An 18,905-nucleotide genomic window follows, 5' to 3' on the forward strand; every position below is an offset into this window, starting at 1 on the left:
CAGCCGACCCCGGTTGGGCCCGAGGAGGCCCTAGTACAAAGCTGCTCAGTGTCTCGATCGGGGTGAAAGCCCTCAGGCTGATAGCTCGGCCGATTAGAGTGGTCGAGGTCAAGAGCGCTGTTCGGGTGAGGCGCGGCGGAAAGGTGAGTCGGTACGGATGAGCGGGGTGCCCACGCGGATCGGCCGGTACACGGTGGCGCGTGAGCTCGGCTCGGGCGGGATGGGTGAGGTGTATCTCGCCTACACGCCAGCGGGTGATCCGGTTGCTGTGAAGGTGATCCGCAGCGACAAACTTGATCCGCTGACGCGTGCGCGCTTCGAGAAGGAGGCGCTGATCGCCCGCACCGTGATCGGCACGAACCGCGTGGCCCGCTTCCTGGACGCCGACCCCTACGCGGACCGGCCGTGGTTGGCCATGGAGTATGTGGCCGGTCGTACGCTGCTGGCCTGCGTGGACAGCGACGGTGTGCTTGCGCTGCCGCTGGCGGCCAGCCTCGGGGCATTGCTCGCGGAGGGCTTGTCGGCGGTGCACACCGCAGGGCTGCTCCATCGGGATCTCAAGCCGCAGAATGTCGTCATGGGCGACGACGGCCCGATGATCATCGACTTCGGGCTGGGCGCGTTCATGGACGCCTCGCAGGAGACGCTGTCGCACAGCGGCATGATCATCGGCACCGTGCGGTGCATGCCGCCGGAACAGGCCGGCGGTCATCCGCAGGTGTCGCCCGCGGCGGATGTCTATGCGCTGGGCACGGTTCTGTTGTACGCGGCGGCTCGCCACTATCCGTACGACGGATCACGTTGGGAGGCGATCGCGGCGCAGGTCACCAACCCCGAGATTGCTCCGGATCTCTCTGGGGTGCCCACGCCGCTGATTCCCCTGTTGGAATCGATGCTCGCCCACGCGCCGGAGGAGCGGCCGACTCTGCAAGCGGTCTCCGATGCGTGCGCGCAGGTCCTTACCGACGGCGGGGCGACCCCGGCTGCCGCCCGGCTCGCGCTGATCGCCCACACCAGGGCGGGCCAGGCCCCAGCGGCCCCCGACGAGCCGTTGACGATGTCGTTCGAGAAGCTCCTCCAGGAGCAGGCGAACCTGGTCGAGGACAACGGGCCGACGAGCCCGCTCGATAACCCCGTGCGGGCACCGCAGCCCCGGGGCGACGAAGCGGAGCCGGCAGAGCCGCAGGTTCCGCTGCCCGGGCCGTCTGCGGGCTCCGGGCAGCGGAACGAGCGGTCGAAGACCAGTCCGGGGAGGGGGCGGCCCCCGGCGTCGAAGAGGATCGCGGACGAGCTGCGTGATTTGTATGCCGCCGATCCAGTTCTGTGACTCCTTCGCCGACACCACCAGGTGAGAGTCTTTGTCGGAATGGCGCGCTCGGACGACGCAGTCGGTCGTTGGAAGGCGCGCAAGGTGCGAGCGGCCGCCGGAGGCCGCTGGTGAGGGATCGGAGCGAATGTTGAGCGTCGAGGCGGGAGCCGTGGGCGGCCAGGGCGATGCGGTGTGGGACGCCTGGGAGCCGGAGGCCGCTCCGGCCGTGCGGCCGACCACCGGGTTCGCCGGCTACGCCCCGGGGTCCCAGGTCCTGATCCGCGACGAGCTGTGGCTCGTCCGGAACTCCAAGGACGTCGGCAAGGACGGGTGGATGGTGGAGGTCACCGGCATCTCGTCCTTCGTACGCGGCACGGATGCGGTCTTCTACAGCCGGCTCGACGCCATCCAGATGCTGGACCCGCGAGAGACCCGGCTCGTCCCGGACGACTCACCCAACCACCGACGGGGCCGCCTGTTCCTCGAAGCGGTGATGCGCAAGACGTTCCTGCCACAGACCGAGCACGGGCTGGCGCTGGCCGAAGGCTTCCTCATGGACCAGCAGGTCCACCAGCTGCGGCCCGCCGAACTGGCGCTGTCGTTGGAGAAGAACCCCCAGCCGCGGATCCTGATCGCCGACGTGGTGGGCCTGGGCAAGACCCTGGAGATCGGGGTGCTGCTGGCCGAGCTGATCCGACGTGGGCGCGGCGAGCGGATCCTGGTCGTGACCCCTCAGCACGTGCTTGAGCAGTTCCAGCGGGAGCTGTGGACCCGATTCGCGATCCCACTGGTCCGTCTGGACTCCACCGGCATCCAGCGCATCCAGCAGGACATCCCCGCTGGGCGGAACCCGTTCGCGTACTTCAAGCGCGCGATCATCTCCGTGGACACGCTCAAGAGCGACGTCTACACGCACCACCTGGAGCACACCAACTGGGACGCCGTCGTCATCGACGAGTCCCACAACCTGGTCAACCGGGGCACCAAGAACAACGAGCTCGCCCGTCTGCTGGCCAGGAAGACCGACGCGCTGGTGCTGGCTTCAGCCACACCCCACAACGGTCGCGCCGAGTCGTTCGCCGAGCTGATCAAGATGCTGGACGAGGCGGCCATCGCCAACCCGTCGAAGTACGAGGTGGCCGACCTCGAACACCTCTATATCCGGCGCACGAAGACGACGGCGGAGGTCCGGGACTCGCTGAAGGGCGCCTGGGCGGACCGCGGACCGTCGCTGCCGATCCGCGTCCCGGCGGGCGAGAAGGAGCTCGCGGTCTTCCGGGAGCTGGCCACGCGCTGGATCCCCGCCGATCCGGACCAGCCGTCCGTCAGCCGGCACCAGCTCGTGCCGTACCAGCTGCTGAAGTCCTTCCTCTCCTCGCACAAGGCGCTACTGGAGACCGTCAGGACGCGACTGACAACGCTGGACAGGCAGCCAGCCGCCGAGTCGGGACGACGCGGGCAGACAACGGCACGCCCGGTCGACCCGGCGGTTCGGGAGGCGGCCAGGCAGACCGAGCGAGCGGCCCTCCTGGACCTCCGGGACCTGGCCGAGCGGATCCGCGACGAGGACTCGGCGAAGCTGGCGGCGCTCCTGGAGGAACTGCGCGCCATGGGCGTCGGCCCCGGCTCGGAGACCCGCGTCGTGGTGTTCTCCGAGCGCATCCCCACCCTGAAGTGGCTCGCGCAGACCGTCCCGGCCGCGCTCGGCTTCCCGCGCGGGGCCAGCACCGACGAGAACAAGCCCTGGCTGGCCTTCGGCGGAGCCGTCCAGGTCATGCACGGGGACGCCACCAGCGACGAGGAACAGCAGGCACTCGTCGAGAAGTTCGGGCTGCGCGACGATCCCGTCCGCATCCTGTTCACCGGCGACGTCGCCTCCGAGGGCGTCAACCTCCACGAACAGTGCCACCGGCTGATCCACTTCGACCTGCCGTGGTCCCTGATCCGCATCGAGCAGCGCAACGGCCGCATCGACCGCTACGGCCAGAAGCACCAGCCCGAGTTCCGGGCCCTGATCCTCACCAGCGACGTTCCCTGGCGGACGGACGAGGCGAGCGGGGAGCCGCGCACGCTGGACGACCGTCTCGTGGGTGAGAAGCTGCTGGAGCGCGAGGAGGAAGCGCACAAGATCGAGGGCTCGGTGGAGGCCGTCACCGGCCTGTACCGGGCGAAGGAGGAGGAGAACCGCCTCACCCAGGATCTCATCGCAGGCCGGACGGTCGAAGAGTCCATCAAGCAGTCCCAGCAGGGAGGGGTCGCCTTCCTGTCCGGACTCCTCGGCCAGGTGGGCGCAGTCCCCGAGCACCCCGAGGTCCGGCGCGCGTACGTGCCGCGGCTCTTCGCCTCCACCGCCGACTACTTCGACGAGGCGCTGCGCCAGATCTGCCGGCCCAACCCGGAGGACCAACTCTCGCTGCGCCGCGACGACGACGGCACCATCGCCTTCGAACCGCCGCGCGACCTGCTGTACCGGCTGAAGGCACTGCCGAAGTCGTATCTCGACGAGCAGCGGATCATGCCCCGGAAGGGCGAGCCGGGCCGGATGCGGATCACCTTCGCCAAGGACCTCGCGGCCAGGCGTCTCAAAGCGGCCCGGGAATCCTCCAAGTCGCAGTGGCCGAACGTCTCCTACGTCACCGACGTCCACCCGGTCATGGACTGGCTGACCGACAAGGTGCTCGTTGAGGTCGGCCGTCACCAGGCCCCCGTGCTCGCCGCCGCCGTCACCTCGCCGACCTTCCTGGTCCAGGGCATCTGCTCCAACGCGCTGGGGCGGCCCACCATCGTCGAGTGGATGGCCGTCCACGGCGAACCGGACGCCCTTCAGGTGACCCCGGTGACCCCGGAGGTCCTGGAGGACTACGGCGTGGGCCCGACAATGCCCGGCCGCGCAGCACCGCGCGACCCCGACGCACTGGCCGCGCTCGTGCCCGCCGCCGTCGACCGGGCGGAACAGCACCTCCTGGGCCTGAAGGAGCGGCACGGCGAGGAGATCGAGGCGCTCCTGACCCCGTACCGCAAGCGCGTCGTGCACTGGCGGCAGGAAGCCCTGTTCTCCTCTGACGGGACGGGCAAGCAGGGAGTGAACCGCAGCGCCAGCACGCGGCTGACCCTGCTCAAGTCCCTGCAGACCACGGGCAAGCCGATGCTGCGCCTTCTCGCCGTCCTGGAACCGCTCAACGCCGCTGAGGGAGGCACCCACCGATGAGCACCGACTTCGACTCCTTCAGTAACCGCGGCGAGTACCTCGCCGCGCACTACTTCGCCGAACAGCTCGGCACCGACCTGAAGAAGGACCTGTTCGCCACCTGGACCCTACGCGAAGGCGACGACAACGACCCGCGGAAGACCCCGCGGGAACTGCTCCGCGCCCTGCGCGGCACCTACCTCTCCGAGGACGTGCGCGGCTACTTCGCCCAGGCTGCCGAGCATGACGCCGGGGACGAGTTCCGGCCGCGCACCCACAACGACCCCGAGTGGCGAAAGCGCCTCTCCGAGTGGCACCGAACGGTCCTGGACGCGCTCGGGTTCGGGGCCGGCCAGGCCGAGATCACCGTCCACCGGGCCGGACGCGACCACAGCCTGACCGTGGCCTACCACGGCCACGGGATCATCGCCCTGGACTGCGGCTGGGCTGCCGACAACGATTCGGCCCTCGACGCCGACGGCCCCGGACGGCTGCTGCACCAGTTGCGGGTCAGCGCGAGCGAGATCTACGAGACCGGCCCGGCCCTCGCGTCCTGGCTGTTCCAGAGCGAGATCGGCGAGGCCGGCGGTCCCCACCCCCGGTTCGTCCTGCTGCTCTGCGGCGGTGTCCTCGTCCTCGCGGACCGCAGCGCCTGGAGCGAAGGCCGCTACCTGGCCGTGAACCTCGACGCGGCCCTGGAACGCAACGACCGTACCCAGCAGGGCGAACTCGCCACCATCGCCGCCCTGTTCAGCCTGGACATGCTCAGGCCCGGCGAGAACGACCAGAGCCGGGCCATCGACGCCCTGCTGAAGTCCTCCGGCACCAACGCCGCAGGCGTCTCCGGCGAACTGCGCCACGGCCTCCAGCGCTCGGTGGAGATCATCGCCAACGAGGTCCTGGCGCGGATGGCCGAACCGCGGAACGGCGCCACTCCGTCCGACATCGAGAGCCCCAAGATCCCCTTCGCCCGGGAACTCACCCGCGAATCCCTGCGCTACCTCTACCGCATCCTGTTCCTCCTCTACGCCGAGGCCCGCCCCGAACTCGGCATCCTCCCCGCTGATGACGGCAGTTACGAGGCCGGGTACTCCATGGCCCGTCTGCGCGAGCTCGTCGAACGGGACGAGGAACTCGTCGAGGAGGAGGCGCGCAAAGGCTTCCACCTGCACGAATCCCTGGACGTTCTCTTCAACAAGGTCAACTTCGGCCACCGCCCCTACGGCACCGAGGCCACGGACGAGCAGCCCGGCGACGACGAGGAGACCCGGAAGGCCAAGGCCGCCCGCCGCAGCGAGGACCGCGGCCTGCGCTTCGAACCCCTGCGCAGCGAACTCTTCGAACCCGGCGCAGTACGCCTCATCGGCCGGGGCGTCCTCGACCCCCGCAGCGACGAGGACGAGGCGCCGAGGTGGCTCGACCTGCGCCTGCGCAACGCCGCCCTGCATGAGGTGCTGCGCTTGCTCACCATGAAGAAGGGCAAGCGCGGGGAGCGGGGCGGCTTCGTCTCCTACCGCAACCTCGGTATCAACCAACTCGGCGCCGTGTACGAGGGCTTGATGTCGTACACCGGCATCATCGCCGAGGAGGAGCTCTGCGAGGTCGCCAAGGGTGGCGACCCGGAGAAGGGCTCCTGGCTGATCCCCTCGCACAAGCAGGACCAGTACCCCGACGCCACCCTGGTCCACTACGACGAGGATGACGCCCGGAAGGGCCTGCGCGGCGTCAAGAAGTACGAGGAGGGTTCCTTCGTCTACCGTCTCGCCGGCCGGGACCGCGAGACCTCTGCCTCGTACTACACCCCCGAGTCGCTGACCCAGGTCACGGTCGAGCTCACGCTCAAGCACCGCCTCGACCAGGCGCGCGACGCCGACGGCAACGTCGTCAAGACGCGTGCGTCCGAGCTGCTCACGTACAAGATCTGCGAGCCCGCTCTGGGATCCGGGGCCTTCCTCAACGAGGCCATCAACCAGGTCGCGGAGGAGTACCTGCGGCGTAGGCAGGACGAGTTGGGTGTCACCATCCCGACCGCCGACACCCTCACCGAGAAGCAGAAGGCCAAGGCGTACATCGCCCTGCACAACGCCTACGGTGTCGACCTCAATGCGACCGGCGTCGAACTCGCCGAGGTCTCCCTCTGGCTCAACACCATGCACCCCGGCATGCGAGCCCCCTGGTTCGGCCTCCACCTGCGCCGAGGCAACAGCCTCATCGGCGCCCGCCGCGCCGTCTACGCGGCCGACGACGTCACCGGCAAGGAAAGGCTCAAGGCCAAGGGCGCCCTGGCCCCCACCCTGCTGCCCTTCCTCAAGGACGGCGAGCCCCAGCCGCTGCCCCAAGACGCAGTCCACCAGTTCCTGCTGCCAAGCCCCGGATGGGCCGCCGTTGCGGGCTCGAAGGAGGCCAAGGAACTCGCGCAGGAAGGCGTCGAACAGCTCGCTGCTTGGAAGAAGGGGATCCTCCAGCGTCCGAAGCGAGGCAAGGTCGGCAAGGCGAGGAAGGAACCGGGATCCCAGTTCACCCGTCTCCGAGACGCCGCCCGCCGGGCCGAGTTCCTCTGGTCGCTCGTCGTCAAGCGTATGGAGCTCTCCGAACGGGCGATCGCCCGGCGGATAGACGTCTGGGGCGCCGATCCGGCCGATCCCGAGTACGCCTTCCTGCGCCACCCGGATCAGGCGGTGACCAAGGAGCAGGTCCTCGAAGACCTGTTCAATGCTGTGGATACTCCGTACTGGCGCCTGAAGAAGATCATGGATGCCTGGTGTGCGCTGTGGTTCTGGCCCGTTGACAAGGCGGGGCTGCTCGACGGGACGGCCGGGGAGTACCTGGCTGGTCATCAGGTGACGGGAGCGGACGGCCTCAGCCAGCTGCTCGACGGAGCGCCGATGTTGACGGAGGCGCCTGGCGCCCTCTCCGGACCGGAACCACCGGCTGCCCCGACGCCCACGCCCATGCCGCGATTCGTCGAGGCGCCGGCTCTGTTCGCATTCGGTCCGGAGCAGACCAGCTTCGCGGACCTCGAACTGAGCGCGGACGACGCCGTCGTGGAGATCAAGGAGATCACGTCGCGAGGCAGAGTGCAGGCGACGGCTCCGAAGCCGAAGGCTCCGGAGCGTCGACCGATCGTCCCGCTCAAGGACCTCGACGACTGGTTGGAGTTCCTGGAGGCCATGCTCGGCACGGATGACGTGCCCGAGGGCACGCTCATTTACACCTTCAACGACCTCGACGAGCTCAAGGTCTTCGAGGAGACACTCCCCGGCTTCATGGGCATGGACGCCGGCAACCCGGAGGACCGCTTTCCGTGGCTCCGGGAGGTGCACGACATCGCAGAGAGCCAGGGATTCCTGCACTGGGAGCTCGAGTTCGCCCTCGTCTTCGCCAAACAGGGAGGCTTCGATCTCCAAGTTGGAAATCCGCCTTGGGTGCGGCCGGTATGGAAGGAGAATTCAGTCCTGGCGGAGCATGAGCCGTGGTTCATGCTCGCTGAGAAACCTCCAAACGACGAGCGCAATAGGCGCCGGAACAGCGAGTTCGCGAGAGAGAGCGTACGTGATTACGTCCTCAGCGAGCTGACAGTGACGGTCACCCTTGCTGACTACTTGACCGCGCCTCACGTTTATCCACTTATGGCTGGCACTCAAGCCAATCTCTACCGATCCTTCATGTGTCAGGTTTGGGAGCACCTAGGCCATGATGGGGTGGCTGGGTTGCTCCACCCGGACACGCATCTGGAAGGCGTAAAGGAAGGTAGACTTCGTGCCGCTTCCTATCGCCATCTTCGTTTGCATGCTAGCTTCGTTAACTCGGCAAACTGGGCTTTCGAGGACGTTGACCGAACCGTCTCCTTTGGCATGCATATCTATGGATCAGAACGCAAGCAGATTGACTTCTTGAATCTGAGCCAGCTGCGTGCCGCACGGACACTGCCAGATTCTCTAACGCATGACGGAGCTGGTGACAGGCCAGCCCAGAAGCATGCTGGAACATGGGACGTGAGGCCTCACCGCGCGCGGGTCGTGCACGTTACTGGTGCGCTCCTTTCCGAATGGAGCAAGCTGACTGGTGAAGCGGGGCAGGAGCTGGAGGAGACGCAGCTCCTCTACCCAGTCACCACTGTCGAGCAGGAGGCAATCTCGGCGCTGGGTGAATATAAGATGAGACTCGGAAATTCCGCGCCGCTCATTAGCTCCGGATATCATGAAGCATCGCGGAAGTCTGACGGCACCATTCGCCATGAGGTGAACAGTCCGGAGAACTGGGGGGAGGTGATTCTCCAAGGGTCCCATATTGGGATCTCGTCAATCTTCTTTAAACAGCCAAACCTGCCCATGCGAAACGTGAAGGACTGGTTGCCTTGGGAAATCCCCTGTGTTCCAGTCGATGCCGTCCCCCGGGCCACCTATGCGCGCGCCTGCAGTCGGCAGCAGTATCTGGCGCGCCAGGACCAGTGGGATGGAAAGCCCTCATCTAGTTTCTTCCGTCTGGCCTGGCGTGCCATGATTGATGCAAAGAATACTGAACGTAGTCTCTTCTCTGCCATCATCCCTCCGGGCCCCACTCATGTTCATGCTGTTCATTCCCTGAGGTTGCAAGGCAATCTCTCATTGGCGCTCAATGCGGGATTCTGGGCATCGCTGCCATTGGATTACCTCCTCCGTGTCACAGGGCGGTCCCACCTCCAAATCGCCGAGGTGCAGAAGATGCCTGCAGCAATCGCCGCGCACCCGCTCGCTCAAGCGCTAGTGCTTCGGACTCTCCGCCTGAACTGCATCACAGACGAATTTGCGCCGATTTGGAGTGAGCTCTTCAGGCGTGAATGGCTTGAACAAGAGAAGTGGGCTATAGTATGGCCACTTATCCAGGGAGCGCTCGCAGGCGGCCTCTCTGGAGAATGGAGCCCAAGGACGCCGCTGCGTAGCGAATATGAACGCCGATCCGCTCTCGTTGAGCTGGACGCACTTGTGGCTGTATGGCTGGGCATTACGGCCGAGCAGCTGATCTCCATTTACCGATCACGCTATTCTATTCTTGCCGATCGGGAAACTGAGATGTGGTTCGACGCAGCTGGCCGACGTGTCGCTCTGGATCCGTATGCATTTGGCTACGGGCAGTCGAAGGAAAGTTACGGACAGCTTCAATCGCATCTTGCCGACCCCGAAGTATTTTCAGTGCCAGACGGCTACACCGCGCCGTTCTACAAGGCTGATCGCGAGGCGGAGATGCGCGGGGCGCACGCTTACTTCCAAGAGCGGCTGGTCGCCGCCGTCGCGCGGGGCGAGTGGGATCCGGTGAAGCAGGAGGTGCCCAAGCCGTGAGGCCGACGCTTCAAGCGCGCGGGCTCAAGGAGAGCCTGCTGCAGTATCTGTCGACGACGTACGCGCTTACCGATGAGGGCGCGCGTGAGGCGTTGCACCGGTTCCTCGGGGACGAGACGTCCGGGATGTTCCGTGGCCCGTACCTGCGGATCCGGACGCCGTTCACGGTGGCCGACGACGAGTGGCGCAAGCATCTGGAGTGGCAGCGGCCGGGCTTCCGACCGTACGCGCATCAGGCGTTCGCGTTCGCGCGGTTGACCTCCGCACACAGCCACACCCCGCAGCCAACACTGGTCACCACCGGTACCGGGTCCGGTAAGACGGAGTCGTTCCTGTACCCCGTGCTGGACCACTGTCGTCGGGAGCGGGCAGCGGGCCAGGCCGGGGTGAAGGCGGTCTTCCTGTACCCGATGAACGCCCTGGCCACCGACCAGGCCCAGCGCATCAACGACTTGCTCACGCAGAACACCGCCGAGTTGGGAAAGCTCTCGGCGGGCCTGTACATCGGTGAGCAGGCCGCGACGCAGTACGAGAAGGTGCGGACCCGGCGGTCGGACATGCAGCTGTCCCCGCCGGACATCCTGATCACGAACTACAAGATGCTGGACCTCCTCCTCCAACGCGCCGACGACGCTGCCCTGTGGCGGGAATCGGACATCCGCTACGTCGTTGTCGACGAGTTCCACACGTACGACGGCGCGCAGGGTACGGACGTCGGGATTCTGCTGCGTCGGCTCGCCGCCGCCGTGGGGGCGGCCGAGGAAGGCCGCCCACTCGGGAAGATCTGCCCGGTGGCGACGTCGGCAACGCTCGCTTCCGGCACGGACGAGGACGGCACGGCGCAGCTGCTGGAGGTGGCCTCCTACGTCTTCGGAACGGAGTTCACCAAGGACTCCATCGTCGGCGAGAACCGGCTCACCGTCGAGGAGTTCATCCCGCTCGGGGAGGTGACCATGCAGCCGATGCCGACCCCCGACGAGCTGCTGGCACTGCCCGATCCGGCGACCGGCGACGAAGCGCTGCTGGACCTGATCGAGAAGGTGACGGACGTCCGTGACCTCGATCCCTTCGTGCTCGGCGGGAATCTCAGGCGGCACCTGTTCACCCGTGCGGTGATGCAGGCCCTCGGCGGCGGGGTGAAGACCAGCGCCGAGGTGCTGGACGTGATGTGGCGGGCGGGTGCGGCCGGCTGGTCCGAGGCGGTGGCGCGGCAGCCCGAGAAGGCGGCCGAGGCGCTGGCACGGTTTGTCGCGCTGCTGTCGTACGCCCGGGATCCGCAATCCTCGCCTGCCGAGCCCAGGCCCTTCGTGCATGTCGAGGTGCACCAGTGGGCGCGGTCGGTCTCGCGCCTGCTGCGTGGGGTGCTGCCGTGGCCGAAGGCAGAGTTCCGCTGGGACACGGCCGGCATGGCCGACGCGAACGCGGCCGACGGTGGGCGCACGGCGCCGGTGACGACCGCAACCTCGGGGCAGAGCGCGAACCTGTTCCTGCCGGCGATCTACTGCCGTGACTGCGGACGGTCGGGCTGGGCGGTGTTCTCCCCAGAGAGCGACGACCACGACGTTCAGTTCGACACGTACAAGATCCGGCGGGCCTCACTGGGCCAGGACAAGGCGCGGGTACGGAACCTGATCACCGCGACGGACCAACAGGCCCGGGAGGGTTCAGGTGCCGCGCCGCTCACGGCAGCCAGCGGCAAGGCCGGCTCGGCCGCGTCGCAGGGCGCTGGCGGGGTGCTGATGGTGTTGGACGGCACCCGTAAGCGGCTGCGACTGCCCGATCCGCTGAACGACTACGACCGCGAGACCAAGGAGCCCCGGCTGACAGCCCGCGACTCGGCGTTCGTCCTAGTGAACTTCGGCGAGACGGCGAACACCGCGGCCAAGGAGGACTGGTGCCCGGCGTGCGGTGAGCGCAACGCGATCCGCTACCTCGGTACGGGCGCCGCCGCGATGGCCGCGGCGTCCATCACGCAGCTGTTCACCGGCGGGGAACTCGACGAGGAGCTACACGAGGACAAGACGCTGATGTTCAACGACTCGGTGCAGGATGCCGCGCACCGGGCCGGGTTCGTCGCCAACCGCTCGTACACCTTCTCGCTCCGCGCCCTCCTCACCGACCACTTGCGGCACGACGAGCCGACCGCACTGAACGATCTGATCGCCAACGTCGTCACCGCCACGACGGACAAGGACACCCTCTCCGCAGTGGTGCCGCCGGACCTGCACGGCTTCAAGGGCGTGGACCGGCTCCTGTCCGGCCAGGGCCGCGGCGGAGACCTCAGGACATGGCGGCTGATCGGTCAGCGGCTCGCATTCGAGGCGCTGATGGAGTTCGGCTTCCGCTCCCGAAACGGCCGCACGCTGGAGCTGACTCGCACAGCCGCCGCGCAGGTGCGCATCGAAGATCCGGCGGCCGTGATCGCGCTGGTCAAGCGACTGCACGAGGAGTGTGTGCGGGACGGGCTGCCGCTGGTGGCGCAGGACGATGCCCGGTACCTGGCGTTCGTGCGGATCTTCCTGGAGCGGCTGCGCACCCGTGGTGCGGTCGCGCACCAGTGGCTGGACAAGTACATCGACGAGGCGGGTACCAGCCGGTACTTCGTCTGGGGCAAGCGGGCCCCGGGCATGCGGGCGTTCCCGAAGGGGATCGCCGCTCCCGTCTTCCTGCTCGGACAGCCCAAGAACGGCAGCGAGTTCGACTTCGCGACCGGCCGGCTGTCCTGGTACGAGCGATGGGTGGGGCGGTGCCTCGGGCTGCCGCGTGAGCTGGCGCCCGAACTGTGGAGCCGGCTGCTGCCCGAACTCGCCTCGATGGGACTGCTGTCAGTGCGCACCCCGAACGACACCTCGGTGCGGGTGTACGGACTCAAGCCCGGCAACATCGAGGCCAGGCTGCTGGACGACGAACAGGTGCGCGTCTCGTACGTGCGGTGCCCGGTGTGCTTCTGGGAGCAGACGGTCCACCCCTCGCTCCTGGACCAGTGGCATGACCAGCCGTGCCCTTCCTACCGGTGCCGCCGGGGCCGCCTGGTGGCCGGAGACCGGCCAGAAGGTCTGGGGATACACCACCGCGACCGCGACTACCGGGACGACTACTACCGGCGGCTCTACCTCGGTGCAGGCACCTACCAGGTGGTCACCGCCGAACACACAGGCATGCTGACACGGCCTCAGCGCGAGAAGGTCGAGGAGGCGTTCAAGCGCGGCGGCGGGTTCAAGGACCCCAACGTGCTCTCGTGCACACCCACGCTCGAGATGGGTATCGACATCGGCGACCTGTCCGCCGTCGTGCTGGCCGCGCTGCCACGCCGTCCCGCCTCGTACGCGCAGCAGGTCGGCCGCGCCGGCCGCCGGACCGGCAACGCCTTCCTACTGACCATCCCCGACCGGCGCCGCCGCGACCTGTACTTCCTCGAGCGACCGAAAGACCTGATCGCCGGCACGATCGTGCCGCCCGGGTGCTACCTGTCGGCCGTCGAGATCCTGCGCCGCCAGTACCTGGCGCACCTGCTGGACCTCGCCGCGGCCGGCCGGCTCGTCCGGGCGGACGGCATCGTGCTGCGCGCGCTCCCGCACAAGGCGCCCCGCCTGTTCGGCCCGTCCGGCTATCTGACCGACCTGGTGGAGCTGGCCCTTGACCAGGGCGAGGAACTGGCAAAGGGGTTCCTGCGGCTCTTCCCGACCGGCGTCAGCGAGCAGGCCCATGCCGACCTGAGGGCGTACGCGACGCACGGCCTGCGCAGCGCCGTGGAGAAGGCGGAACACGAATGGCGCCGCGCCGAGGACGCCCTGCGAGCGCGCCTGCGGGAGATCGACGAAGCTCACGGCGAGTTGCACGACAGCGACCCCGACCAGGCCCGACAGAAGGCGGAGCTGGACGCCGAGCGGCGCGGCGTGGGCCGCAAGCTGCTCCACCTGGGCGACACCTCGGCGCAGAGCGCCCTGTGTGACCTGGGCCTGCTTCCCAACTACGCCCTGATCGACTCGTCGACGACGCTGTCGGCGACCCTGTACGGCGAGGACGGCATCGACCCGAAAACGGGGAAGGTGGTGTACACGTCCGAGACCCTCTCCTACGAGCGGCCCCGCCGATTCGCGATCCAGGAACTGGCGCCGGGCAACACCTTCTACGTCAACGGCTACCGGCACGAGATCACCGGCCTGGAGCTGGCCACGGGCGGACGCCAGGAGTGGCGCACCTGGCGGGTGTGCCCGGGCTGCGGGTACGTGCGCACCGACGACGCCACCAACGACCGCTCGCCGTGCCCCCGATGCAAGACGAGCCAGATCGCAGACGACGGCTCCTGCCTGTTCCAGGTCGTCGAACCGGCCACCGTGACCTCCCGGGACAAGCGGGAGGACGCCCGGATCCGCGACGACAAGGACGACCGCGACCACCGCTCGTACACCGTCGTGGACGCGGTGGACATCCCCGTCGAGAACATCGAACGGGGGAAGTCCTGGCGCCATGACCGTGAGACCTTCGGCGTGGACTTCTGCCGTACGGCGATGATCCGCCGGATCAACGTCGGGCCGGTCCGCTATGACGCTCCCGCTCGTGACGACTTCGCCGGCCATGTGGTCCGGCTGAACCCGTTCCACGTTTGCACTGCATGCGGTGCCGCCAGCGCGGACGGCCGCCCGGTCTTCGACCACGACACCGATGCCCTGGAGTCGGGGGCGGCCCGTGCCCCGCAGCTCAAGCACCACCGCCCGTGGTGCCCACTGCGCCGCGGCAAGAAGGAGGGCGTCACGCAGGAGCAGGTGCTGCTCGCTCACCAGCTGCAGACCGAGGCCCTGCGGATCCTCATCCCGGCCGCGACGGCGGACGTGGACGCACGGGTGCACTCCTTCCGGGCCGCTCTGCGGCTCGGTGTCGACCTGCACTTCGGCGGCGACCCGCAGCACCTGGACACCACGGTGGCGTCCATGCCGGACACCGACAGCGGCGAGCGCCGCTGGTTCCTGGTGCTGTTTGACTCCCTCCCCGGTGGCACCGGCTACCTGGACCGGCTCACCGACCGCCGTGCCTTCCGGGACACCCTCGCCCAGGCGTACGAGCAGCTGAAGACATGTCCGTGTGCCGAAGAGCAGCGGCGGGCCTGCCATCGCTGTCTGCACCGCTACACCCCCGAGCAGTTCCAGGACGTCGTCTCCCGGCAGGCGGCGCTCAACATGCTGGAGTCGCTGCTGTTCAAGGAGGACGGCGAGGACGGCTGGGACATCAGCGATGTGGAGCACACCGGACTGGTCGGGCTGGATGCCCAGGTCGAATCCGACCTGGAGGCGCGCTTCCTGACCGCTCTGCGGGGCTGGGTGAAGGTCACCGACGACGCGGCCCTGGACGAGGACGGCCACGCCAGTGGGCACCTGCGGTTCACCGACGGCTCGGACGTGATGCACTGGAGGCTGACCGCCCAGCGGCGCCTCGGCGGCACCCGCACGGACTTCACCTTCACCCGCGTCGGCGGTCCGGTGCAAAGCGTGCACGTCTACATGGAAGGCTTCCGCTTCCACGCCAGTCGCGAGCACAACCTCATCGCCAAGAACGCGGCCCAGCGCACCCGGCTCCGCGCCGACGGACAGATCGTCTTCCAGGTCACCTGGGCCGACATCGACCTGTTCGAGAGGCGACCGGGGCGCATCACGCCCGTCTGGCCACCGTACCGGGGCACCGCCCAGGAGCAGGCCAGGGCCGCCTACGAGCAGTACGGAGGCAACCGTGCGCACTTTGGCGAAGCCGTTTTTGCCAACCCGATCGACACCCTCGTCGCGTATCTGCGCGATCCCGACGCCACCCGTTGGGCCCGCAGGGCCCGCGCCCTGGTCACCGGCCTCACCGCTGTACCCGCCACGACCGCCGTGGCCGCCACCGGCAGGCGCAGTGAACTCGTGACCGCGCTGCGCGAGCAGCTCGCCTCCTTCGGAGCCAACCGACGGCACGACAAGCCGCTCACACCCGATGCCGGTGGCATCGGTCCCGTCCACGTCTTCCGCACCCAGGACGAGCATGGTCTGCCGATCGTGTTCGCCCTGGACGCCGCCGATCCCGACGACCTGCGGTGGACCGCCCTTACGGTCCTCGACGACAGCGACGCCGTCCTGGACACCGACGAGCACAAGCTGCGGTGGCGCTCCTGGCTGTACTGGACCAACATCACCCAGTTCCTGTCCCTCGCCGGCGGTGATGGGGTCCAGCTCGCGACCAGCAGCGCAAAGGACTTCGAGGTCGAGGTTCTCGCTGTGTGCGGCGGCCTGGGCGAACTCGACTCGCTCACCGCGGCACTCGCCCCCGCACCCACGCCCGTGCCTGCCCTTCCGCCTGCCGCCTCGGAACCGAGCGCGGACTCTCCGCTGGAAGCCACCCTCAAGAAGATGATCCGAGACGCGGCCTGGGACGAGGACATCCTGGAGATCCTGCGCGAGGACGCTGCCGAAGCACCTGCCCTGCTCCGCCTCGCCGAGACGCTCGCCGAACACGGCAAGCAGGCCCCGGTCTTCGGATACGAACTCGGCCCGAGCCGCTGGCCGGCCGACTTCGCCTGGCAGACTCCCAACGTCAAGATCGTCGTCGTCGCCGCCCACCACGACGACAAGGACATCGAGGCCCAGCGGCGCGACGCAGCCTACGCCGAGGACGGCTGGACGGTCCGGACCGCCGCCGCATGGCTCGACCACCTCGACGCCTTGCTCGACAAGCTCCCTGACACGGAAGGCACCACCCGATGACCGCCCGGCTCAGCCTGTACCGCAAGGCCGAACAGGAGCTGTACAAGCTCGACCGCTCGGTCAAAGCCCAGTTTTACGACTTCTGCCACGTCTTCCGGAACAAGCCGAACCAGCCCGGCCTCAAGCTGAAGAAGCTCAAGGGCGACTCCCGTATCTGGTCCGCACGGGTCAACGACTCCTACCGCGCCCTGCTGACACCGACCGGAGTCGATGCCGACGGCACCGAGAGCTGGCTGGTCATCGCCGTCCGGCACCGCAAGGACGTCTACGAAGAACTCCAGGTCGCGGTCAACCGCGTCACCGGCGAGATCGAGTTTGTCGACCTCGCTGTCGTCGGTGATAGCGCCCTTCGCCGCGCCGGCATCGCGCTGACCCCGGCCGAACCGGACCAGGCTGCACCCCGCACCGAAGCAGAGCCGACGCCGCAGCCACCCCTTCTCGTCGAGACCCCGCTCCTCGCCGCGTACAGTGCCGATCAGCTGCGAGAGCTGGGCGTCGCCGACCAACTGGTCGAACTGGCCCTCGCCGTCACCAGCAGCGCCGAGTTGGACCAGCTCGTCGAGGGTGCCCCCCTGCTGTCCAAGGACGTGCTCTACGGCCTCGCCGCCGGCATGTCCATCGATGACGTCCGCAAGGAGATCACCCAACCCGTCGAGCTCGGCGAAGAGCCCGATCTCGGCGACTTCGCCGCGGCCCTCAGCCGCACCAAGGTCACCGCTGTCGACGACGACGTGCAGGCCGCCATCGACCAAGGCGACTTCCGGGCCTGGAAGGTGTTCCTCCACCCCACCCAGGAACGTATCGTCCACCGCCTCTACAAGGGCCCGGCTCGCGTCTCCGGCGGCCCCGGCACTGGCAAGACCATCGTCGCCCTGCACCGGGTCAAACACCTCGCCGAGCAGCTGCCTCCCGGTAGTAACAAAGCGATCCTGCTGACCACATTCACCAAGAACCTCACCACGGACCTGCGTCTGCGCCTGGCCTCGCTCATCGAACCCGAGCTCCTCGCTCGCGTCGAAATCGCCCACATCGACCAGCTCGCCGCCAGGGTCCTGGGCGAGAACACTGCCGCTGGCCGGGGCCGTCAGCGTGTCTACGACCACGTGGCGCTGAACGAGATGCGCCAGCTCCTCGCCGAAGTCGACGACCACCGCTGGGAGCCCGAGTTTCTCCTGGAAGAGTGGGAGCAGGTCATCCTCGGACAGTCCGTCCCCACTCGCTCCGCCTACTTCCAAGCCCGCCGGGCAGGCCGCGGGCGCTCCCTCACCCGGCCGGAACGTAACCACATCTGGAAGCTCATCGAGCAGTTCACTGCCCGCCTCGACAAGCTCGGCGTGGAGACCTGGGGCCAGGCATCCGAGCGCGCAGCCCGCTTCGAGATGGAACGCGCTGCGAAGATCAAGGACCGGCGCGAGTACAAGGAGGAAGTCGGCGGCAAGGACCTCATCCACCGCGACAACAGCTCCGGCATGCGCTACATCAACTACCGCTACCGGCACATCGTCGTCGACGAGGCCCAGGACCTCAGCCCCGCGCACTGGAAGATGCTGCGCGCCATGGCCGACCCGGACCTGCCCAACGACATGTTCATCGCAGGCGACACCCACCAGCGCATCTACGACCACCAGGTCGCCCTTGGCGCCCTCGGGATCCACATCCGAGGACGATCCTCCCGCCTGACCCTCAGCTACCGCACCACCAAAGAGATCCTCACCAAGGCCCTACGTGTGGTCGACCCCGTCACACCCGGCCGGACGGTGAGCTACGACGACCTGGACGACGGCACCGACAACCTCGCCGGATACCGCTCAGTCCTCCACGGCCCTGCCCCCGCCTTCACGCCCTACGACACCTGGGACGACGAACTCGCCGGCCTTGCTACCACCCTGACCACGTGGCGCGACGAGCTCTCCACGGACGACAACGGCTCACCCAGGGACCCGAGCGGCCACATCGCCGTCTGCGTCGCCGACCGTGACATGGTCAGCCAGACCATGTACTACCTGGCCACCAAAGCCGGCATCACGTGCGCCGAGCTCACCAAGGACGGCCCCAAGGGTGACGGCGAGATCCATGTCGGCACGATGCACCGCTTCAAGGGCCTTGAGTACCAGCGCCTCGCCATCGTCGGCGCCAGTGACGGAATCATCCCCCGCACCCACGTCATCGACCGCTACCGCACCGAAGACCCGGCCCGCTATGAGCGCGAGCAGCGCAAGGCCCGCTCTCTGCTGTTCGTGGCCACCACCCGGGCCCGCGACGCACTGAGCATCAGCTGGCACATCAAGCCCAGCCCCTACCTCCCGGTCTGACACAGTGGTCGGCCTCCCGAAGGCGGGGAGGCCGACCACCCCGCTGCG

5 protein-coding genes are annotated in these 18,905 nt (G+C 67.9%); all 5 read left to right on the forward strand.

What is annotated here, in order from left to right; genetic code table 11:
- Positions 1-157: 157 nt before the first annotated feature.
- The 5 genes from ACIPSC_RS33745 (at position 158) to ACIPSC_RS33765 (ending at position 18,857) form a co-directional block, all read left to right on the forward strand.
- Positions 158-1,327, forward strand: coding sequence for a protein kinase (locus ACIPSC_RS33745; RefSeq protein ID WP_400831944.1), 1,170 nt, complete (start codon positions 158-160; stop codon positions 1,325-1,327).
- A 127-nt stretch (positions 1,328-1,454) separates the two neighbouring features.
- Entirely contained in the window at positions 1,455-4,517 is a 3,063-nt protein-coding gene (locus tag ACIPSC_RS33750) for an SNF2-related protein (RefSeq protein ID WP_400831947.1), read from the forward strand.
- Positions 4,514-9,814 (forward strand): hypothetical protein, encoded by a 5,301-nt coding sequence (locus ACIPSC_RS33755; protein WP_400831950.1) that lies wholly within the window; start codon positions 4,514-4,516, stop codon positions 9,812-9,814. The genes ACIPSC_RS33750 and ACIPSC_RS33755 overlap by 4 nt, the downstream gene beginning before the upstream one ends.
- Positions 9,811-16,545: a DEAD/DEAH box helicase gene (locus tag ACIPSC_RS33760; RefSeq protein WP_400831953.1), complete on the forward strand. Its 6,735-nt coding sequence runs from the start codon at positions 9,811-9,813 to the stop codon at positions 16,543-16,545. The genes ACIPSC_RS33755 and ACIPSC_RS33760 overlap by 4 nt, the downstream gene beginning before the upstream one ends.
- Positions 16,542-18,857, forward strand: coding sequence for a UvrD-helicase domain-containing protein (locus ACIPSC_RS33765; protein WP_400831956.1), 2,316 nt, complete (start codon positions 16,542-16,544; stop codon positions 18,855-18,857). Before ACIPSC_RS33760 ends, ACIPSC_RS33765 begins: the two co-directional genes overlap by 4 nt.
- Positions 18,858-18,905 lie beyond the last annotated feature (48 nt).

It is taken from the genome of Kitasatospora sp. NPDC090091 (genome assembly GCF_044747365.1).
GTDB lineage: Bacteria > Actinomycetota > Actinomycetes > Streptomycetales > Streptomycetaceae > Kitasatospora.